Here is a 21579-nt window from a genome sequence, read left to right as displayed (position 1 = left end):
AAAAAATGTTTTTTACGAAATCTTTACCAGCACCTCCGGCAGTGCTCTTCTGTCCTCGGATAAATCACGGGCATCGATGCCGCCCGGATATGCAAAAACACCCGCAGCGCCTTTTCGTGCTGCGGGTGTTTTGATATTTCAGATTCAGCCGTTCATGATGCTGGGGGTAGCATTCTTCAGCACGACGTCGTGGCTGCCGCCCTCAACGATGGAGGTGGAGGAAACGACAGTCAGCTTGGCCTTCTGCTGCAGTTCGGGGATGGAGAGTGCGCCGCAGTTGCACATGGTGCTCTTGACCTTGTACAGGGTGGTCTGGACGCCGTCGGCCAGCGGACCGGCGTAAGGAACATAGCTGTCCACACCTTCCTCGAAGCTCAGCTTGGTGGAGCCGCCGAGGTCATAGCGCTGCCAGTTGCGGGCGCGGTTGGAGCCTTCGCCCCAATACTCCTTCATATACTGGCCATTGATACGCACCTTGTTCGTGGGGCTCTCGTCGAAGCGGGCGAAGTAGCGGCCCAGCATGACGAAGTCAGCGCCCATAGCCAGTGCAAGGGTGATGTGATAATCGTGAACAATGCCGCCGTCAGAGCAGATAGGCACATAGATGCCGGTCTCCTTGAAGTACTCGTCACGGGCCTTAGCGACCTCGATGACGGCAGTAGCCTGACCACGGCCAATGCCCTTGGTCTCGCGGGTGATGCAGATAGAGCCGCCGCCGATGCCGATCTTCACGAAGTCAGCGCCAGCCTTTGCGAGGAAGCGGAAGCCCTCGGCATCCACGACATTACCTGCGCCCACCTTCACGGTGTCGCCGTAGTGCTCACGGATCCAGCCGATGGTGCGGCTCTGCCACTCGGAGTAGCCCTCAGAGGAGTCGATGCAGAGGACATCCACACCGGCCTCCACCAGAGCAGGCACGCGCTGGGCGTAGTCGCGGGTGTTGATGCCGGCACCGACGACGTAGCTCTTGTTCTTGTCCAGCAGCTCGTTGGCATTCTTCTTGTGGGAATCGTAGTCCTTGCGGAAGACGATATACTTCAGGTTGCCCTCGGCATCCACCAGAGGCAGGGTGTTGATCTTGTTGTCCCAGATGATGTTGTTGCAGTCATGCAGGGAGGTGTTCTCCGGGGCAGTGACCAACTTCTCGATGGGGGTCATGAAGGTGGTAACAGGAGCGTCATCGGGGGTGTGGTTGACGCGGTAATCGCGGGAGGCCACGATGCCCAGCAGCTTGCCGTTAGGAGTGCCGTCGGCGGTGATGGCGATGGTGGAGTGGCCGGTGCGGGCTTTCAGCTCCAGCACATCGTGCAGGGTGGCAGTGGGGGCCAGGTTGGAGTCGGAAACAACGTAACCGGCCTTGAAGCTCTTGACGCGGCGGACCATAGCGGCCTCGTTCTCGATGCTCTGGGAGCCGTAGATGAAGGAGACGCCGCCCTGACGGGCCAGCGCGATGGCCAGCTTATCGCCGGAGACAGACTGCATGATGGCGCTGATCATGGGGATATTCATTTCCAGCGGGCAGTTCTCCTCGCCCTTGCGGTACTTGACCAGCGGGGTCTTGAGGCTGACAGCTGTGGGGACATTCTCAGCAGAAGAGTAACCCGGCACCAGCAGGTACTCGCCAAAGGTACGGGAGGGTTCTTCGTAAAAATAAGCCATATTCAAACTCCTTTTCTCTTAACGCATCCGCAACGGATCATATCAAACAACATCAAAACAATTTCATGTTTTCGACTTAGGAATTGATTGTATATACTTTACCACAAACCCACGCGGAATACAAACCCCTGCCCCGCCAAACTTTATAAATGTCCTTTGCAGAAAAACAGGCAAATTGACCTAAGGTCATACTTTCCCTCGCTGTGGGTCGATTTCTCCGGATTTTTGGACGCAAAAAAGCCCGTCCGAAACCAGACGGGCTCTTTTGCACACGAAGCGGAATATCGCCTGTGCGGTGTCGGCCGACAGCTGTGAAGGAGAACAGCCGGAGGAGGATGGCGGACACCCGATATTCCAAAAAACAAGAAGAAAAAGATTTCATGATCCAGAAGGGTCTTGCCCTCTCTGTAACCATATTGTAACTCTTTTGAAGGACTTTTGCAATAGTTTTTTGTAATTTCTTTGTAATTATTTTTGTAAAGATTCTGTGACAGAGCTTCCGAATTCCAGATAGCACTCAAAGGCTGCGTGCTCTTCCCTCCGGCCCAGCACATACCAGCCGTTTCCTGAGGGGGCATAGAACACCTGCACGGTCTGGCCCATCGGCACTTCACGGTGGTACTTGATGGAAGCGAAGGACAGCGGCGCAGCCTCCACGACCTCCTGCGGCAGAGCGTCGCAGGCGATGTCCAGATAGAGGGAGTTGTTGATATGGCCGTTGAGGTCACACATGGAGTAGCTGGCGCGGCGCTCCCCTGCCGCCGTCAGCGGCTGGCTCTTGTGGACGATCTGGGGCAGTTCTTCGGGCAGGTCGTCGTTCTGGAAGTCCGGCATCGTCCAACCGGGGGTGCGCAGGATGCGCCCTGCCTCGGTGTCCACGATCATCCAGCGGCAGTCCACGAGGGCCAGCTTCTCCCCTGTTTCGCTGGTGATGGTAGTCAGCCGTTTCATCGTGCCTTTCTTGAACACCTCGCAGGCCGTGGTCAGGTTGATCTTCTCCGCACGGCCGGGCATCCGCCAGACCCTGAGGGCCTGCTTGCCCACGAGGAATGCGCTGTGGCGCTCCCTGAAAAAGGCGTGGTCCATGCCGTAAGCCCGGGCATGGTCTGCCGACACCTGCTCCACATACCGGAACAGAGCGCTGGGCTTCAGGCAGCGGCGGAAGTCGCTGTCGCCGTCCAGCACGGTCATCTGCTCCGTATAGCTTCTGTATTCGCTCATATTCTTTCCCTTTCCTTATAAAAAGGGGCTGTACACCTCTGCACAGCCCCCTCAGGTTCAATACATATTGCGCGTTTTCCTGCGCACTTTGCGCCAGATATTGAAGCAGGCCAGAGCCAGCATCGCCGCCAGCAGCATCAGGAACAGATACCCGCTGCCGCCCTCGTCGTAGCTCTTCATCTCGCTCCACTTCACGTCCAGCTCGCTGTTGACCTCATCGCTCAGGGCAGTGAACACCTCTTCTTTGGCCGCAATGTCCTCGGAGGGGTACGCGATCTCGCTGTACTTGAGGTCTTCATCCAGAATCTCCCATACACAGTGCATGGGGGTGGTGTAGCCGATATACTCGATATTGGCCTTGCCGACGTCCGGTGCACACATGAAGTTGATGAACATCTCTGCAGCTTCCTCGTGCTCACTGGTGGCGGGGATGGCCATGCTGTCCACCGACAGCACCGTTCCCTCCTCAGGGAACACCCAGGCCAGGTCGGGGTTGTCGTCGATCATGGTGATGGCGTCGCCGGAGTAGTAGACGCCGACGGCCGCCTCGCCGCCGATCATCTTATCGAAGATCTCGTCCATGACATAGGCCTGCACCAGAGGCTTCTGGGCTTTCAGCTCGTCCACCACAGCATCCACATCCTCCGTGGTCTGGGGGTTGACGCTGCTGCCGCTCTTGAATGCACCGATGGCGTAGGCGTCGCGGCTGTTGTTGAACATCAGGATGTTGCCTGCATACTTCTCGTCCCACAGGTCTGCCCAGCTGGTGGGGGCCTCGTCTACCATCTTTGTATTGTAGATGATGCCAGTGGTGCAGAGGGTGTAAGGCACGGTGTAGGCATTCTCGGGGTCATAGTCCCCGTTGCGGTACTCCTCGTCGATGTTCTGGAAGTTCGGGATGTTGCTGTAGTCCAGCGGCATCAGCATCCCTTCGCTTATCATCTTGGCGACCATGTAGTCCGACGGAATTATGACATCGTAGTTGGCCGCGCCGGACTTCAGCTTGGCGTAGAGGGACTCGTTGGAGTCGAAGGTGGTATAGTTGACCTTGATGCCGGTCAGCTTTTCAAAGGCCGCCACCACGTCCACGCTGTCGTCGGAACCGTTGGAGATATACTCGCCCCAGTTGTAGACGTTCAGGGTGACATTCTGGCCCTTGAAGCGGGTCCAGTCGTAGTCATCTGAAACAGAAATGTCCTCCGTGACCTCGATCTGTCCCGCGGCCAGAGCCGACAGCGGCATGGTCAGCGCCAGCACAGCCGTCAGCAGAAGAATGACGAAACGCTTCATTTGACATCTCCCCCTCTCAGTGCGCGCTGGTCGCGGCGGTAACCGCGGCTCTCCATGGCGTTGGAGATGAGGATGATGCTCAGAATGACCACGAACATGATGGTGGACAGCGCGTAGATCTCCGGGCTGACCTTCTTGCGGGTCATGGAGTAGATGGCGATGGGCAGTGTCTCCACCGTACCGCAGTTGAAGTAGGAGATCATGAAGTCGTCGATGGAGTAGGTCAGGCTGATAAGGAAGCCCGACAGGATGGCCGGGCTGATCTCGGGCAGGATGACCTTGAAAAATGCCTGCCGGGGGTCACAGCCGAGGTCCAGCGCCGCCTCAAACAGCTTGATGTCCAGCTGTTTGAGCTTGGGTGTAACATTGAAGATGACATACGGCACGTTGAACGCGATATGGGCGATGAGCAGCGTGGGAAAGCCCATGATGTTGTCGGGCAGGAAGTCCAGCTCAGACGCAAAGCGCTGGTATGCCACAAAGAGCATCATCAGGGAGATACCGGTGATGATCTCGGGGTTGACCGTGGTGATATAGGTGATATTCGTCACCAGCAGGCGGCTCTTGCGCCCCATGGAGGCGATGCCCAGAGACGCCGCAGTTCCCAGCACGGTGGCGATGACCGCCGAGAACAGTGCCAGATACAGCGACACCCACAGCGCGTGCAGGATGGACTCGTTGTGGAGCAGGCTGGTGTACCACTTAAAGGTAAAGCCGGTAAAGAGGGCGTAGCCCTTGCTCTGGTTGAAGCTGAACACGACCATGTACGCGATGGGCAGGTACATGAAGCAGAAGAACAGGATGACGTAGGCGCGCTGCATCAGACGCAGATGTTTCGTTTTCATCAGGACACACCCTCCATCTCATCCTCGTCGAAGCTGGACGTAAAGCTCATGCAGAGCAGCACGATGACCATCAGCACGAGGCTCATGGCAGAGCCGACATTGAGGTTGTAACTGTTGCCGAGGAACTGCATCTCGATCAAATCGCCGATGAGCAGATTGGAACCGCCGCCCAGCATACGGCTGATGACAAAGGTGGACACCGCCGGGACGAACACCATCGTGATGCCGGTGCTGATGCCGGGGATGCTCATGGGGATGAGCACCCGGAACAGAGTCTTGGTGGTGGAAGCGCCCAGGTCCTGCGCTGCCTCCACGATGCTCTGGTCGATTTTGGTCATGCTGGTGTAGAGGGGCAGGATCATATACGGCACATAGTTGTACACCATGCCCAGCACCACAGCGCCGGAGGTATTCAGCATGTTGTAGGGTCCGAGGCCGAAGACGCCCAGAACGGCATTCACAGGGCCGTTGATGCTCAGCAGACCCATCCATGCGTAGGTACGGAGCAGGAAGTTCATCCACATGGGCAGCATCACCAGCATCAGCATAATGTGCTGCTTGTTGACGCGCAGCCGGGAGAGGAAATAGCCCACCGGGAACGCGATGATGAGGCAGATGACGGTGGAGATGAGAGCCAGCAGCAGGCTGCGGGCGAACACCGAGCCATAGCCGCTGACAGTCACCAGATTGTCCAGCGTAAAGCTGCCGTTGGAGTCGGTGAGGGCGTAATACACCACGATGAATAACGGCACCACCGTGAACAGCACCATCCATACAAAGTACGGATAGGCCAGTTTCTTATCGTAAATCTTCATGCGGCCTCACCCCTCCGAACGCGACATGATATGGATCTCGTTGGGGCCGATGCGCATACCGATGGTCTCACCGGGCGTGCAGGCGCGGGTGGAATGGATGAGCCACTCGCGGCCCTCGCACTCCACATGCATCTCGAAGTGGACGCCCTTGAAGATGACGTCATTGACGACGCCCACCAGCTGGCCTTCCACCGGGGAGACCACTTCAATATCCTCGGGGCGGACGACCACCTGTACGCTCTCCTCCCGGGCAAAGCCGCGGTCCACACAGGGGAACTCGACGCCCGAGAAGGAGACGAGGAAATCACGGTGCATCACGCCGTCCACGATGTTGGAGTCGCCAATGAAGTCAGCAACAAAGGCGTTCTTGGGCTCGTTGTAGATGTCCTCGGGGGTGCCGATCTGCTGCACCTTGCCGCCGTTCATGACGACGACGGTGTCGGACATGGTCAGGGCCTCTTCCTGGTCGTGGGTGACGTAGATGAAGGTGATGTTCATCTCGCGCTGCAGGCGCTTGAGTTCCAGCTGCATCTCTTTGCGCAGCTTGAGGTCCAGGGCGCCCAGAGGCTCGTCGAGAAGCAGGATCTCCGGCTCATTGACCAGGCTGCGGGCGATGGCCACGCGCTGCTGCTGGCCGCCGGACATCTGGCCGATGCTGCGGCGCTCGAAACCCTTCAGGCCCACGACTTCCAGCATATCCCGCACTTTGCGGCGGATGGTCTCTTCGTCCATCTTCTTGAGGCGGAGGCCGAAGGCCACATTCTCAAAGACGTTCAGGTGGGGGAACAGCGCGTATTTCTGGAACACGGTGTTCACCGGACGCTTGTAGGGCGGTACGCCTGTGATGTCCTCTCCTTTCAGCAGCACTTTGCCGGACGTCGGTTCCAGAAAGCCCGCAATGAGGCGGAGGGTGGTGGTTTTGCCGCAGCCGGAGGATCCCAGCAGCGTCACAAACTCTTTGTCATGGATGTCGAGGTTCAGCCCATCCAGGATGCGCTGACCATCAAATTCCACTACGATGTCTCGCAGCGAAACGATCACCGAGTTGTTCATTTCTTTCCTATATCCTCCTTGTAACTCAGATACGAAAAAAGACAGGGGTTTACTCCCCCATCCTTCTATCGCATTAGGGTGACTTTGAGTCTGCTCCCGCAACCATCCCACACCGTCTGAACGGCCTTTTTCGTGTCATACCGCGTCGTTCTCCCTTGCAATCCGTCAGGATTGCTGCGGAAGCCCTCCTTGTCTGACGCAAAAACGCCTCGCCCATCCAATATGTGCTGGCTGTGGGAGCAGACTCATCCCCGCACAACATCCATGACGACCGTAACATTGCGCAGTTATTCTGCCCTGTCTTGTCTATCTTAAACAATCTTTGTCAAAATGTCAATCACTCTGCTGATGTTTACCGGAACTTTGACTCCGAGGGGGCTTTTCCCACCCGGGTTTTACATCAATTTTTCATATAGCGTTTCCTTATACAGCATAAAAGCACCTACAGTGCAGAACTGCGGGTGCTTTTGGGATAAATTCTCAGGTGTCGGCTTTCAGCTGCCGGGCCGTCAGGCAGAGGGCCTGCACGGTCTGGCCGTCCACGGTGTAGACAGAGCTGTCGCCCGACACCATCATATAATAGCCGTCGGTGCCGATGGCATACGTCAGGGTGACAGTGCCGTCAGCTGTCGTCACCTCTGCTGTCACCAGCGGGGCGTCGAAGCCGCAGGCGGAAAGGTCGGCGGCAGTGTTTTGCCCGGTGACATAGCTGGCCAGTGCGGCCAGCAGAGCGTCCGTCTTGTCGGTGTCCAACGCAGCATCCGGCTCATCTGTGAGCTGCCAGACGGTCTGGTAGGTGGTGCTGTCGGCCTCCGTGGGCCGAGATACGGATTGCAGCTTGATCGTCTCGCCGCTTTGGAGGGTGTAGCTCACAGCCTCGATGTCCGAGACTGTGATACCCGCCGGGCTGAACGCCCCAAATAGCTCCGCCTTTGTCTGCTCCATGCAGCGGAACCTGGCCGCGTCCACGGTATAGACAGCATCGCCGCCCTCCCGCCGGACGTACACATCCCCGGTGACGGGGTTCTCTGCTCCCACGGTAAGGGTGGTGCTCTCCCCCGCCGCCGAAACATTTACGACAAGCCGGGGCGCGTCGAAACCGTAGTCCTCGCCGGGCTGCGCCTCGAGCTGGCGCCTGGCCTTCATGCCTGCCAGCGCGGTCCGGATGGTGTTGCAGGCCGAATCATCCAGATGGTAAGCCGGGTCCTCGGTCAGCGTCCAGCCGTCATCAGAGGGCCGGAGCGTCAGCGTATCGCCGCCATACTGGATGGAGACGCTTTCCAGCGTAGCGGTGGTCACATCCAGCAGCGGGATGCTGCCGTCCTCGGCCTCGCTGGCGGCCTGTTCGGCCTTCTGGTTCGCGTGGGTCAGCAGGGCCAGCGCCGCCCCGGCGGCGAGGACGAATACCAGCAAAACGATGAGGGTATGCTGTTTTGCTTTCATGGCGTGCCTCCTTACTTGCGGCGGCGCAGCAGCACCACCACTGCGCCCACGGCCAGCACAGCCGCCGGGAGGATGAGGACGAACAACAGACCCAGCACAGCGGCGGTGTGGCCCGAGATGGTGATGGGCGCAGCTTCCAGTGCCTTGGACTCCACGAGGGTGGTCCCCTCCTGCCCGGCCAGAGAGGCAGCGCAGCCCTGCAGGAAGGTCACGTTGCCGGGAACAGTCTGGTAGACGGCCTCGTTGTCCATGTTGCCGCAGTTGACCCAGATGACCTCTGCGCCGGTGCTGTTATTAGAAGCATAGGCTGCCAGCGCAAAGGGGCCGTCGGGGTCGCCGTCTTCCTGCTCGGCGGTGGTCATCTCATAGCCCGCCGCCTTGCTGTAGGAGCTCTCGGTGCTGACCAGCAGGGCTTCCGAAGTGATGCCCTCCGTCTCGGTGATGGTGATGCCCTGCGCCATCTGCAGCAGGACGCGGCGGCTGGTGTCGATGCCGTCCAGTGTACCGCTCTCAGTGTCGGTGGCGTAATCCGGCAGCAGATAGTAGGGGTAACCGTTCAGGTAATGGCCGCTGTCCCCTTCCACTACGAGTCCGGGCGTCCGGGTCAGGCCAAACTCGGCCATCAGGGCATCAAGATTTGGGGTGGAGTAATAGCTGTCGGTGGTGAGCATCAGATGTCCGCCGTTTTTCAGGTAGGCGCGCAGGGCCGACATCTCATCCACGAGGCCGCCCACCGATGCAAAGTCCTGCTGCGGGTCATTGATGATGAGCAGGTCGCAGTCATCCGGGATGGTGTCCGTCAGCAGGTCGAGGGGGCTGACGGAGAGGTTCTGGCCTTCCAGCGCATCGGTCAGGGTGTCGGTGAGGCGCTGTTCGCCGTGGTTCGTCGTGTAGTAGGCGTGGAGCTCTTCGCCACTGGTGATGCGGTAGATGGCAGCGGTGAGCTTATTTTCGCCGCCAAAGGTCACACTGTAGCTGCCGGTGGTGTAGTAGTCGGAGTAGTCATAATCGTAGAGGTCGGACGCCGCCAGCACGGCGCTCTTCTCCCCCGAGACGAGGATGAGACTGCCGTTCTCAGCCGACTGCACGCCGTACTGGGCGGCGAAGGTCGGGTAGACGGCGGGGTCTTTCGTCTCCCACTTGATGTGGCTGCTCTCGGAGGCGTAGCGGTCCAGCAGCTTTGTGATGATGGCGTCCTCGCTGCCCGTCTCGGCCAGATAGTAGATGGTGACATCCTGCGTCAGGGCGTGGACGATGTCCTTGGAGCTGTCGCTGAGGGTGTAGAGCCCGGCTTCCGAGAGGTCGAACTCGGTGTACTTCGTCGGGATAGCCCGGACGATGAGGTTGAGCAGGACGGCCAGCACGACCACCAGCACCGTGACCGCCGAGGCATAGATGCCGCTGCGCAGCCGCAGCCGTTCCAGCGGACCTGCGCTCTTTTTCTCAAACTTCTTCATAGTCTGCCCCCTCTCAGTTCCAACGGCGCTTCTCGATGCTCTGCGCCGTAAAGAAGAGGAAGAGCACCGGCACCGTCAGATAATAAACCAGCGTCTGGATGGAAAAGCTGTTGTTGACGAACTCCTCAAAGGGCGCAAACAGGCAGAGGGCGCTCAAGACAGCACTGAACGCTTCGGTGAGCCATGCGCTGCGCAGCAGGAACAGGGCGCTCAGCCCGGCACAGAGGGCCGCAAAGCAGAAGCAGCCCAGCGTGAAGCTCCGGGTGCGCAGGCCCACCGCAAGGGAGGCTCCCGCCGACAGAGCCGTAAAGACCACCAGTGCCACGGCACTCCCGGCGTTGAACATACTGCGGAGGCTGGGCATCATATAGGTCAGCAGCAGAGCCGAAAAGCCCATGACTGCTGCGATGATCTGGTTCTCCGTGAGGCCGGAGCAGAACTCGCAGACGGCAATGGCCGCACAGCCCAGCAGGAAATAGCACAGCAGCGCGGCGAAATTTGCCCCGCAGGCCGAGGCCGTGCCGCCCAGCAGCCAGAGCACGACGATCATGATGCCGTCGGCCAGACAGGGCAGCGCGAACACGGTGCAGAGTGCCAGATACTTGCCCACCACGATGCCCCACACGGACACCGGGCTGGTGAGAAGGAGCTGGTCGGTGCGGGCGCGGCGCTCTTCGGCCAGCGAGCGCATGGCCAGCACCGGGAAATAGAGCAGCAGCACGAAGATCGTGCGATAGAGCGTATAGTAGCCAAAATCCGTCAGGCCGTAACCGAGGTTCAGGGCCAGAAAATAGATGCCGGAAGCCGCCAGCAGAAAGGCCGTGAGCACATAGCCCATCATGCCGTGAAAAAAGCTGCGCAGCTCCCGCTTGTAGATGGCAAGCATCGAATCAGTCCTCCTTTTTATCCGAAGTCTCTTCCGGAGCCGTCAGCTCAAGGAAGAGTTCTTCCAAATCGCGCTCTTCGGCGGCAAGGTCCACGACAGCGGCCAGATGCCCCTGCGACAGGATGAGCGCCTTATCACAGACGGCCTTCACTTCACTGAGGATGTGGCTGGACAGGATGACCGTGTGGGTGCGGCCCAGCTCCCGGATGAGGCGGCGCAGCTCGATGACCTGCGCCGGGTCGAGACCCACGGTGGGTTCGTCCAGAATGATGAGCTGCGGACTGCCCAGCAGCGCCTGCGCCACGCCCACCCGCTGGCGGTAGCCCTTCGAGAGGCTGCGGATGAGCCGGGGCAGAACGTCTTCCAGACCGGTACGGCGGGCGGCAGACTGCACCTGCGCCGGGCGGTCTGCTTTCTTGACGCCTTTCAGTTCGGCGGCAAAGTCGAGATATTCGGCCACCGTCATCTCCGGGTAAAGGGGCGGCTGTTCCGGCAGATAGCCCACGCAGGCCTTGGCGGCGTCGGCTTCCTCGGGCAGCGGATGGCCCGCCACCGTCACCTGTCCCTCCGTGGCGGCGAGGTAGCCGGTGAGGATGTTCATGATGGTGGACTTGCCGGCACCGTTCGGCCCCAGCAGGCCGTAAATGACGCCGTCCTCCACCGTGAAAGAGATGTCGTCCACTGCAAGGCGGCTGCCGTATTTCTTGGTGAGGTGGGATACTTCTATCACAAAAAACGCTCCTTCTCTGCGGGTGTCCCCGGGAATATCTGCATCATTTTAGCCCGAAAATGTGTCAGAAATAAGATAAACCTGTGTGCGTTTCCAAATATTGTTTCTTTTGCGCTGGTGCGGCAGTTTTCGCGGCTGGACGCAAAAAGAGCGCCGCTCCCCGCAAAGGGAACGACGCTCTTGGAAGCCTTGTAATTGTTGCAATTACTTACGGCCGAAACGCTTGTTGAAGCGCTCAACACGTCCGCCGGTGTCGACCAGCTTCTGCTTACCAGTGTAGAAAGGATGGCACTTGGAGCAAACTTCGACGTGGATCTCGGGCTTGGTGGAACGAGTCTTGATGACGTTGCCGCATGCGCAGGTGATGGTGCAGTCAACGTAGTTCGGATGGATACCCTGTTTCATTCTTTTCACCTCATTTCTGGTTCTGACTTATTGGGGCCATATTTAATGTATGTGCCCATCACAACCTTCAATATCGGCTACCCCCTCGAGCGGCCTTGGAAACGATTGCCTTAATATTATATCACTCTCCAAAAAAATTGCAAGAGGATATTTTGACTTTTTTGCACTTTTTTCTGGAAAGTCCTTCTCTCCGCCCCGGAAAAACGAACAAGCCCGGCAGAAAACTCTGCCGGGCCGTTTCTGATTCCTCCAGCCTCACCTGGGAATGGGCGTTCCAGCTCCCGCAGGACGGCTGCTTTCCGCAAAAGCAGCCGTCAGAGCCAGAGTTCCAAGACAAGGCTTATCTGCATCGCATCCGAAAGACACGATGAAACGAATTTACTGGACAAAGTAAATGCCGTCGGCACCCTCCACATCCGAGATGGCGACCATGAGCAGCTCGCCCTCGTCCGTCCAGGTAAAGATGCAGGCGTAGCGCAGCTCCTCGCCGTTGTAGTCGAAGATGACGCCCACGCTGCCGTCGTCGAGATACTGGTAAGTGCCGTTCAGCGTGCCGCCGCCCTGGATCATCTTTGCGCCGCCTGCGGCGTCAAAGGTGAACTGCAGCGTGCCGCCGTATGCCGCCAGAGACTCGTCCATCTCGGCCTGGGTCATCTCGCTGCCGTCGATGTAGCCGCCGGCAAACGACCAGACCGTGTTGCTCATGTCCGGCGTATCTGCCTGCGGAAGCTCCCACAAAGAGTTTTCCTCTTCCAGTACAGCTGCCGTAGGGGCTGCATCCACAGAGATGGCCGGCGCGGCCAGCACCGGTGTCGAAAGCGAGGCCAGAAGTGCCGCGCTGAGTGCAAGAGAAGTGATACGTTTCATAAAACTTTTCCTCCTTGTGCGATATTCGGAGAGCACATTTTGTCTGGTTCCAGTATACTCTTTTCTGCCCCTGCGGCGGACAGTTTGACACGATTCGCCCCGAAACTGCGCTCAATCGACCCGGCTCACAGGGAAACGCGGAGGATGAATCTGCCGTCCTGCACCGAGAAATCCGAAAGCCCTTTATATTTTTCCACGATAGCGCAGATGCTGCGCACGCCAATGCCGTGTCCTTCAGCGTGGGTCACCGGCAGGCCGTTTTCAAACTGTATTCCCTCCGGACAGGGATTGACGAACTGCAAAAAGAGATGCCCGTTCTTTTCCCGGGCAGTAACTTCAATGTATGCAGGGCCATTCTCTGCTTTCATCCTGCGGCAGGCCCGGAGCGCATTTTCCAGCGCATTGGAGAGCAGCACGCAGAGGTCTGTCTCAGCCACCGAGATAAGCTGCGGGATATGAGCCTGAATGTTGAGCAGCACACCGCAGCTCTCCGCCCGGCCTGCAAAGGACGAGAAGATGAGGTTCGCAGCCTCGTTCTCGCAGTAGGTCGTCACCTTGCTGGCCTCTATCTCGGAGCAGATGCTTTGGATGTACTCCTGTGCCTGCTCTCCCCTGCCGTTCTCGATGCAGGCGGAGATGTATTGCAGATGGTGGCGCAGGTCGTGGCGGTAGGCGCGAGTCTGCTGCTGCGAGGTGCGCAGGGCCTCGATCTCCCGCACCGCCTGGCCGACCTGCAATTTGAGGTTGTTCCGGGTCTGTTCCAGCTGGCCGCGGGTGCGCTCCTCTGCCGAGACCCGGAGGACAAAGACGATATATGCCACGCTGCACACGAAGGGCATGAATTCCACCGCCGCCTGATTGCCCTGGGCGAGAAGGTCGGTGTAGATGCGGGTCACATAATCGAAAAGGTAGCCTGCCAGCGGCACTACGCCGAACAGAAGCTGCATCGAGCGCGGATACCGGGCAAAGCTGCGGGCCGCCGGTGCAACATAGCGCAGCAATACCGCCAGCAACGGCAGCGTGACCACCATCTCGACGGCGGGCTGCAGCCAGTCGATGCCCGGCACCATCGCAATGACCAGCAGCGCCACCCAGCGCCGGAGCTGACAGCACAGATACGCCGCCAGCACCGAGATGGTGGGCCAGAGCCATTTTCCGCTGAGGACGCTGAGGATGATGGCGAGCGGCAGATGGGTGGTAAGCGGATACGCCTCCTGCATCGCCATCCAGCTACCCTTATAAGTAATAAGCGCCTGCATCAAGAGCATAGCTGCTGAGCCGACCGCCAATATAATGCAGTTTTTCTTCGTCCAGCTGATGTCACAGAACGCCGCCGAGAGTGCGATGCCAAAGAGCGCCACGGCAACACCGTTTGGTACAGTAAGAGCGTTCACTACATGACCACCTGCTTTCGGTCAAAAATATAGCTCAGATAGCGCTCTTTCGTTTCCGAATACTTCCCGTGGGGCAGCGGCACCACGGCTCCGTCCTGCATCGTGATGGAGCGTGCTGCGATGTTGGCGATATACTCCATATTGATAAGGAAGGAGCGGTGGGGACGGAGGAAATTCGGGTATTCCACGAGCTGGTCACAGAGGTCGTCCAGCCGGCCCATGCTTTCCAGCACGACGCCGTTGTTCAGGTGAAACGTGAGCGTCCGCCCCATCACCTCGCAGTAGACCAGCTCTTCCAGCTCCAGGCGGACGATGCCGCTCTTGCTCCGGAGGATGAGGCTGTGCTTCCGCTCCCTGGTGCAGGCCGCACAGGCCGAGTCCATCAGGCGGAAAAAGTCCTCTCTCCGGATGGGCTTGAGCTGGTAATACCATGCATCCACCGCGTAGGATTCCACCGCAAACTCCGTGCTTGAAGTAAGGAAGATGATCTTCACATTCGAGTCATATTCCCGTATCTCCCGGGCCGCAGCCATCCCGTTTTCGCCCGGCATCAGGACATCCAGCAGGATGATGTCGAAGCGCGTTCCCTTCTCCACTTCCGCCATCAGCTCGACCGGGCTTTGATAAGACGTATGGGCAAAGTCCTGCCCGCGGTCAGCAGCATATTCTTCCAGCAGAGCTTCCAGCCGTCTGGTCTCTTGGGTCTCGTCGTCACAAAATGCGATCTTCAGCATAAGGGGATTTATCCATTCCCTTCTTTGTTTATTCTCTTCTATAGTATAGAGATTCTTGCTTTTTTCGTCAAGTTGTGATGGCAGTCCACCGGGCTGATTGCTTGCCGCCTGCAGGCGGCCATGCTGATTCGTCAACGATCACTTTTGCACATAAAACGAGTCTCCTGCATTGGGAAATCGATGCAGGAGACCTGTTATTACCATATTATGAGGGAACCGTAATTTATAATTTCGCACCCGGCAACAAATGAAAAATACCACAGGAAAATGACGCAGAAAATATTCTTTTCAACCCGCCTGCTGCCGCTTATCCAGGCGCATCTTATCCGCAATCATCGCGATGAACTCCGAGTTGGTCGGTTTACCGCGCAGATTGTGGATGGTGTAGCCGAAGTAGCTGTTCAGGGTGTCCACATCGCCACGGTCCCATGCCACCTCGATGGCGTGGCGGATGGCGCGCTCCACACGGCTGGCGGTGGTGCCGTTTTTCTTGGCGATCTCCGGGTACAGGCGCTTGGTGACGGCATTGATGTACTCCGGCTCGTTCATGGTGAGCAGGATGGCATCCCGCAGGAACTGGTAGCCTTTGATGTGGGCAGGGACGCCGATCTGATGCAGAATGTCCGTGACCTTCAGCTCGTCGCTGTCCACGCTGGCCGTGATAAGCCGCTTCTGGTGGCCGTGGGCGACTTTGAGCACCCGGCTGGCAAGGACATTCTCGTCGAATGGTTTGACAAAGTAGTAGGCGAAGCCCTCATCCAGCAGCTCCTGGACCATTTCCTCGCTCTGGAAGGCGCCGGTGACGAAAAACGTGGTGTGCGTTTCGCCGGCGGCGACATATTTCTGCTTGACGGCCAGAGCATCCAGCCCGGGCATGAAGGCATCCAGCAAAACCACCTGCGGCCGCACCACAAGCATCTTCTGCAAAACCTGAAGGCCGTCTTTTTCCACGACGGTCACTTCTACGCCTTTTTGCTCCAGTGCCTCTCGACAGGCTGCCGTAACATCCGCACTGGTATCCGACATCAAAAATCTTACTTTATCCATCGTACTATCCTCCAATGTGTGCAGTTCCCTTTACAGTCTAGATTTTACCATATTTTACCATGGATTGCAACAGGAATTTTTTACATTTTCTGGAATTTTCACAAAAATCTTCTTGTTCATTCTGCGGTCTGCGCTTCGGTACCGTTTTGAGCGGCGTTTTTTGCCTGTTCGAGCATCGTCTGGGCGAAAATCCCGTAGCCTCGGGTGGGGTCATTGACCAGAACATGGGTCACAGCACCCACGAGGCGCCCATTTTGGAGGATGGGGCTTCCGCTCATGCCCTGCACGATGCCGCCGGTCGCAGACAGAAGCGAAGGGTCGGTCACCCGGATGACCAGATTCCGGCGAGGGTCGGCGTCGCTGACCCGCTCGATCTGGATGCGGTAAGCGCGGGGCGCTTCCCCCTCGATGGTAGCCCATATCTCAGCGGGGCCGGTGACGACTTCCTGCGCGAACGCGATCTCCCGCAGCTGGCCCGAGAAGTGGGTGCGCGTCGTGCCGTAGACGCCGTTCTCGCCGTTGATGCGGATGGTGCCGATGGCGTGGGCGCTCAGGAAATGGCCCTTTAACTCACCGGGGCTTCCGGCCGTTCCGGCACTGCAGCCGGTTATCTCGCAGGGAACGATCTCGCCGCTGCGCAGGGCGACGCTTTCGCCGGTGTCGCTGTCGCTGATGGGGTGGCCCAGTCCCGCAAATACGCCGAGCTCCTCGTCAGCAAAGGTCAGTGTACCCACACCGGCAGAGGAGTCCCGCACCCACATTCCGGCCCGCCACTGCCCGGCGGCACCGTCCCACACTGGGGTCAGGGTAGTCAGCTTCTGCTCGCCGCTGCGGATATACACGACCTCCACGGACTGCCCCTCGGCAGCGTCCAGGGCTTCCTTTACGGCTTCATTGCTCTCGGTGCGGGTCTGCCCGATGCAGATGACCCGGTCACCGAGGTGAAGCCCGGCCTCCTTGGCGGGATTCGATGTCCCGCCGCCAGCCTGCCCGATCTCCGAAAATCCCACGATGAGCGCCCCTTCGGAGAACATCTTGACGCCGAACGGTGTACCGCAGACGGTCACTCTGGGCCGCTCTGTCACCACCGCCCGGATGGTTTTGATGGGGAGCCACCCGCCCAGCGTCAGCGTCGTCTGGTAGCTGCCCACCGCCCGGGTGCTGGCAACATTCTGGCTCCCATGGCCACGCTGTGGCTCGACCCATGCAAAGCGGGGGAGATATAAGGCTTGTCCCGGCTCCAGATAGACCCGGTCCGGCAGACAGCTGTACAGCCAGCCCAAAGCTGCCGCAAGAGCCAGCAGCAGATATGCCGCCGCAAGCTTTGCCCGCTGCATTCTCTTCACGCCCATGGCCTCCCTCGCTGTTTTTGGGGTTATTATGCGGAGGCAACGAGGGAATTATCCTTCGGCAGTTGACTTTTGCGGCGAATCTTGCTACTATAAATAAAGTTTCCGTGCGGGAGTGGCGGAATGGCAGACGCGCTGGTTTTAGGCACCAGTTCCAACGGAGTGAGGGTTCGACCCCCTTCTCCCGCATAAAAAATGGCCCCAAGCTCAGGCTTGGGGTCATTTTTTATCTTGCAGAGAAGAGGGGTCGAACAGCACGGCCGCCCGCAGGCGGCAAGCAATCAGCCCGGTGCAACGGCGACGACCGCAGCCAGCGGCTGAAACAGGGAGGAGCTGTTGGGGCCGCGTTCTGATTTTTCAAAGCCCTGCCAAAGGGCTGCGGAAAAATCAGCTAACGCAACCCGTCGCTGTTGCTTAGTGCGCGGGTCCCACGAGTCAGGAATGTCTACGGGGACCGCAGCCGCTGATGGCCCCAAGCTCAGGCTTGGGGTCATTTTTTATCTTGCGGAGAAGAGGGGTCGAACAGCACGGCCGCTCGACAGTTCGTACCATGATATGGACAAATAATCCCCTTAATGAATCAGGCTGCCGTCTCCGTAAAACAGAGACAGCGGCCTGATTTATTATTTTTGACTACTTTTTGTCCCGGGGAAAACCCGGAAAAATCCTGCTATGACCTACTTTTTCTGACTACGATTCTGACTACAAAGTACCCGGCAAAAGCAGGCAGTATCTGATACGCACAGACAACAAAAAAATCCACGAAATATCGATTTTTCATCGACATTCCGTGGATATTTTCTGGTGCGAGTAGTGATACAGAACTTTTCAAAAACCATCGTAGTACAATTCGTTTTTAAGGTCATCGGATAGCAACTTGCTTGTATTGCACCCCGATGGGCAGCCGTGTTTGAAATATAGTTGCCTTTTATATACCACACAACCTAAAAATTATCAAGTACGCGCAGCGTTCACTTCTCCCATCACCGGGAGCAAATGAACGCTGCTTTTTTTGTTTACAACGAAAGGAGGCATCCGTGAAATGGCAGTATTTCGGGTAGAAAAGAACAGCGGCTACACGGTCATGTCAAACCACCACCTGCGGAACCGGGCCTTGTCCCTGAAAGCCAAAGGTCTTTTATCCCAAATGCTCTCCCTGCCGGAAGATTGGGACTACACCCTGCAAGGGCTGGCCCGTATCAACCGGGAAAGCATTGACGCGATACGGCAGGCCATCCGGGAACTGGAACAGGCGGGCTACATCCAGCGTTCCAGAGAACGGGACGAGAAAGGGCGGCTGCGCGGTGCAGACTATGTGATTTTCGAGCTGCCGCAGCCTGTCCCTGCATCGGTTTCACCTACATTGGAAAATCCAACGTTGGAGAATCCCACGCAGGAAAACCCTACGTTGGAAAATCCAATGCAATTAAATAAAGATAAACTAATTACAGAAAAACAAAAGAAAGAGGGATTAAATACCGATTCCATTCCTATCCATTCCCCAAACCCCTTGCCTTTGGACGAGGACGAGGCAGAGGCACCGCCGCCGGAACGGACGGGAAGCCGAAAGGAAACGGCCTATCAAATCTACCGGGGCCTGATTTTGGAGAACATCGAGTATGACACCCTCACCCAGAATCCCCGGATAGACCGGGAACAGCTGGACGAGATCGTGGACATCCTGCTGGAAACGGTCTGCACTTCCCGCAAGTCCATCCGGGTGGCCGGGGACGATTACCCGGCAGAACTGGTCAAGGCGAAATTCTTGAAGCTGGACAGCCATCACATTGAGTTCGTCATGGACTGCCTGCGGGACAACACCACCAAAGTCCGAAACATCAAGCAATACCTGCGGGCCATGCTGTTTAACGCCCCCAGCACCATCAACAGCTACTATGCGTCCCTTGTGGCGCACGACATGGCACAGCCCGATTGGGGCCGCCCGCCCAACAACTGACCGAAAGGAGCGTCCACCCATGAGAACCCTTTACCTGCGGCGGCTGGTGGTTCCACCCTAGCTGCTGTTTTTCCGACTACCTGCCAAGGAGGGATGCTGAATGCAGGAAGAAGTCACCCAGAAAACTATTGCCCTGTCCATGAAAACGGGCAAGCTCACCGCCCAAGCGTTGCAAGCTGCCCTGAAAAAATATTTGCAGCACCGGGCCAAGGGGCCAAAGCTGCACCACGGCAAGCAAAGCCTGAAACAGCTGAAAGCCCATGGTGCGGCCCTGACCAACATTGAAGTCACGGAGGCGAACATCGGGGCGTTCAAGCCCTGCGCCAAGAAGTACGGCGTGGACTTTACCTTGCGCAAGGACAAGACCACCCAGCCGCCCCACTACATCGTGATCTTCAAGGCCAAGGATGCGGATAATCTGGAACAGGCGTTCCGGGAGTTCACGGCCAAAACGCTCACTAAGGAGCAGCGGCCCTCCATCCGCAAGGTGCTGACCGCAGCCAAGCAGAAAGCGGCCCAGCAGCCGAAACGCGCCAAAGAAAAAATCAAGCAAAGGGGGCTGGAACGATGAAGCCTGAATGGAAAAAGCTGCTGGTGCTGAATCTACCGTATCTGCTGTTCGTGTACCTGTTCGCCAAATGCGGGCAGGCGTACCGTCTGGCGGCGGGCGTGGATGCTTCGGCAAAGCTGCTCCACCTGACGAACGGCATCTCTGTCGCCTTTGCAAGCCCGCTGCCCAGCCTGCATCTGTTTGACCTGTGCGTGGGCGTTGCCGGGGCGGTGGCTGTCCGGCTCATCGTGTACAGCAAGGGCAAGAACGCCAAGAAGTACCGCAAGGGCGAGGAATACGGTTCTGCCCGGTGGGGCACCGCTAAAGACATTGCCCCGTACATCGACCTCAAGTTTGAAAACAACATCCTGCTGACCCAGACCGAACGCCTGACCATGACTGGGCGGCCCAAAGACCCCAAAACAGCCCGGAATAAAAATGTGCTTGTGATCGGCGGCTCCGGCAGCGGCAAGACCCGCTTCTATGTGAAGCCCAACCTCATGCAATGTTTCCCCACTTCCGACTATCCCACCTCATTCGTGGTCACAGACCCAAAAGGCACACTGGTTCTGGAAACGGGCCAAATGTTCCAGCGGGCAGGCTACCGGGTGAAAATCCTGAACACGATAAACTTTTCCAAGTCCATGAAGTACAACCCCTTTGTCTACATCCACTCGGAAAAAGACGTGCTGAAGCTAGTGAATACCCTTATCGCTAACACCAAAGGCGAGGGTGAAAAATCAGCAGAAGATTTTTGGGTGAAGTCGGAACGGCTGTTCTACACCGCACTCATTGGCTACATCTGGTACGAGGCCCCGGCAGAGGAAATGAACTTCACCACCCTGCTGGAAATGATAAACGCCAGTGAAGCCCGCGAGGATGACCCGGACTTTCAAAGCCCGGTGGACCTCATGTTTGAACGGCTGGAACAGAAAGACCCGGACCACTTCGCCGTCCGGCAGTACAAAAAGTTTTTGCTGTCGGCCGGCAAGACCCGTTCCTCCATCCTGATAAGCTGTGGTGCCCGTTTAGCCCCATTTGACATCCGGGAGGTGCGGGAGCTGATGGAGGACGATGAAATGGAACTGGACACCATCGGGGATGAAAAGACGGTATTGTTCCTGATTATGAGCGACACGGACACCACCTTCAACTTCATTCTTGCCATGCTTCAAAGCCAGCTTATCAACCTGCTGTGTGACCGTGCGGATGATAAATACGGTGGCCGACTGCCTGTCCATGTACGGCTGATTCTGGACGAGTTCGCCAACATTGGGCAGATTCCCAACTTCGACAAGCTGATCGCCACCATCCGCAGCCGGGAAATCTCGGCATCCATCATTTTGCAGAGCCAGTCGCAGCTGAAAGCCATCTACAAAGATGCGGCCGAAATCATTTCGGACAACTGCGATTCTGTTCTCTTTTTGAGTGGGCGGGGCAAGAATGCCAAAGAGATCTCGGATGCGCTGGGGAAAGAGACCATCGACAGTTTCAACACCAGCGAGAACCGAGGTTCTCAAACCTCCCACGGACTGAACTATCAAAAATTAGGAAAGGCGTTGATGTCAGAGGACGAAATTGCAATCATGGACGGCGGCAAGTGTATTTTGCAGCTGCGGGGTGTGAGGCCGTTCTTCTCGGAGAAGTTCGACACTACCAAACACCCGCACTACAAGTACCTTGCAGATGCGGACAAAAAGAATACCTTTGATGTGGACAGGTTCTTATCCACTCTACGCCGGAAACGGCAGCAGGTGGTCGCACAGGACGAGCCGTTTGACCTGTATGAAATTGACCTGTCGGATGAAGATGCAGCCGCCGAATGAGGCGGCATTTTTTGAAAAAATTTTTGAGTGCCGCAGAACAAGCGGCGGAAA

Annotated in this window: 18 protein-coding genes, 1 tRNA gene and 1 pseudogene; 4 read left to right on the top strand and 16 right to left on the bottom strand. The window is 57.6% G+C overall.

Annotation, left to right across the window (positions count from 1 at the left end; translation table 11 throughout):
- Nucleotides 1–144: 144 nt before the first annotated feature.
- The 16 genes and pseudogenes from J3349_RS10910 to spoIVB form a co-directional block, all read right to left on the bottom strand.
- Nucleotides 145–1659: an IMP dehydrogenase gene (locus J3349_RS10910; RefSeq protein WP_158394426.1), complete on the bottom strand. Its 1515-nt coding sequence runs from the start codon at nt 1657–1659 to the stop codon at nt 145–147.
- Between the two features lie 468 nt (nt 1660–2127).
- Entirely contained in the window at nt 2128–2880 is a 753-nt protein-coding gene (locus J3349_RS10905) for an acyl-ACP thioesterase domain-containing protein (RefSeq protein WP_207677430.1), read from the bottom strand.
- A 57-nt stretch (nt 2881–2937) separates the two neighbouring features.
- On the bottom strand, nt 2938–4170 hold the full coding sequence (locus J3349_RS10900) for a spermidine/putrescine ABC transporter substrate-binding protein (RefSeq protein ID WP_207677429.1): 1233 nt from the start codon (nt 4168–4170) through the stop codon (nt 2938–2940).
- Entirely contained in the window at nt 4167–5015 is an 849-nt protein-coding gene (locus tag J3349_RS10895; protein WP_015564141.1) for an ABC transporter permease, read from the bottom strand. The genes J3349_RS10900 and J3349_RS10895 overlap by 4 nt, the downstream gene beginning before the upstream one ends.
- On the bottom strand, nt 5015–5830 hold the full coding sequence (locus J3349_RS10890; protein ID WP_207677428.1) for an ABC transporter permease: 816 nt from the start codon (nt 5828–5830) through the stop codon (nt 5015–5017). The genes J3349_RS10895 and J3349_RS10890 overlap by 1 nt, the downstream gene beginning before the upstream one ends.
- A gap of 6 nt (nt 5831–5836) precedes the next feature.
- Complete coding sequence (gene potA, locus J3349_RS10885; RefSeq protein WP_015564143.1) at nt 5837–6883, bottom strand: spermidine/putrescine ABC transporter ATP-binding protein; 1047 nt, start codon at nt 6881–6883, stop codon at nt 5837–5839.
- A 480-nt stretch (nt 6884–7363) separates the two neighbouring features.
- The gene (locus J3349_RS10880; RefSeq protein WP_207677427.1) at nt 7364–8326 is read right to left on the bottom strand and encodes a DUF4340 domain-containing protein; all 963 of its coding nucleotides are present in this window, start codon (nt 8324–8326) and stop codon (nt 7364–7366) included.
- An 11-nt stretch (nt 8327–8337) separates the two neighbouring features.
- A complete protein-coding gene (locus J3349_RS10875) occupies nt 8338–9783 on the bottom strand; it encodes a GldG family protein (protein WP_207677426.1) in 1446 nt (481 codons plus the stop codon).
- Nucleotides 9784–9796: 13 nt separating this feature from the next.
- Nucleotides 9797–10669 carry an ABC transporter permease gene (locus J3349_RS10870; RefSeq protein ID WP_207677425.1) on the bottom strand — a complete coding sequence of 291 codons (873 nt, stop codon included), beginning with the start codon at nt 10667–10669 and terminating at the stop codon, nt 9797–9799.
- A 109-nt stretch (nt 10670–10778) separates the two neighbouring features.
- A pseudogene (locus J3349_RS10865) lies at nt 10779–11399 on the bottom strand (ABC transporter ATP-binding protein); the annotation flags it as partial.
- A 204-nt stretch (nt 11400–11603) separates the two neighbouring features.
- Nucleotides 11604–11804, bottom strand: coding sequence for a 50S ribosomal protein L31 (gene rpmE / locus J3349_RS10860; protein ID WP_005926533.1), 201 nt, complete (start codon nt 11802–11804; stop codon nt 11604–11606).
- A 378-nt stretch (nt 11805–12182) separates the two neighbouring features.
- Entirely contained in the window at nt 12183–12671 is a 489-nt protein-coding gene (locus tag J3349_RS10855) for a hypothetical protein (RefSeq protein WP_207677424.1), read from the bottom strand.
- Between the two features lie 125 nt (nt 12672–12796).
- The gene (locus J3349_RS10850; RefSeq protein WP_207677423.1) at nt 12797–14065 is read right to left on the bottom strand and encodes a sensor histidine kinase; all 1269 of its coding nucleotides are present in this window, start codon (nt 14063–14065) and stop codon (nt 12797–12799) included.
- Nucleotides 14065–14799, bottom strand: coding sequence for a LytTR family DNA-binding domain-containing protein (locus J3349_RS10845; RefSeq protein WP_207677422.1), 735 nt, complete (start codon nt 14797–14799; stop codon nt 14065–14067). Before J3349_RS10845 ends, J3349_RS10850 begins: the two co-directional genes overlap by 1 nt.
- A gap of 288 nt (nt 14800–15087) precedes the next feature.
- On the bottom strand, nt 15088–15846 hold the full coding sequence (gene spo0A, locus J3349_RS10840; RefSeq protein WP_158394418.1) for a sporulation transcription factor Spo0A: 759 nt from the start codon (nt 15844–15846) through the stop codon (nt 15088–15090).
- A 116-nt stretch (nt 15847–15962) separates the two neighbouring features.
- Nucleotides 15963–17198: a SpoIVB peptidase gene (gene spoIVB / locus J3349_RS10835; RefSeq protein ID WP_207677421.1), complete on the bottom strand. Its 1236-nt coding sequence runs from the start codon at nt 17196–17198 to the stop codon at nt 15963–15965.
- A 106-nt stretch (nt 17199–17304) separates the two neighbouring features.
- Here spoIVB and J3349_RS10830 point away from each other — a divergent pair.
- The 4 genes from J3349_RS10830 (at nt 17305) to J3349_RS10815 (ending at nt 21528) form a co-directional block, all read left to right on the top strand.
- Nucleotides 17305–17384: transfer RNA gene (locus tag J3349_RS10830), tRNA-Leu, on the top strand.
- An 853-nt stretch (nt 17385–18237) separates the two neighbouring features.
- Nucleotides 18238–19152 (top strand): DUF6017 domain-containing protein, encoded by a 915-nt coding sequence (locus J3349_RS10825; protein WP_005928058.1) that lies wholly within the window; start codon nt 18238–18240, stop codon nt 19150–19152.
- Nucleotides 19153–19252: 100 nt separating this feature from the next.
- Complete coding sequence (locus J3349_RS10820; protein ID WP_005928054.1) at nt 19253–19723, top strand: PcfB family protein; 471 nt, start codon at nt 19253–19255, stop codon at nt 19721–19723.
- Nucleotides 19720–21528, top strand: coding sequence for a VirD4-like conjugal transfer protein, CD1115 family (locus J3349_RS10815; protein ID WP_207677420.1), 1809 nt, complete (start codon nt 19720–19722; stop codon nt 21526–21528). Before J3349_RS10820 ends, J3349_RS10815 begins: the two co-directional genes overlap by 4 nt.
- The last annotated feature ends 51 nt before the right edge of the window (nt 21529–21579 follow it).

The organism is Faecalibacterium sp. Marseille-P9590, assembly GCF_017377665.1.
Taxonomy (GTDB): Bacteria; Bacillota; Clostridia; order Oscillospirales; family Ruminococcaceae; genus Faecalibacterium.
Note: the sequence above shows the minus strand (reverse complement) of the source record. Positions and strands in the feature narration are given on the sequence as shown.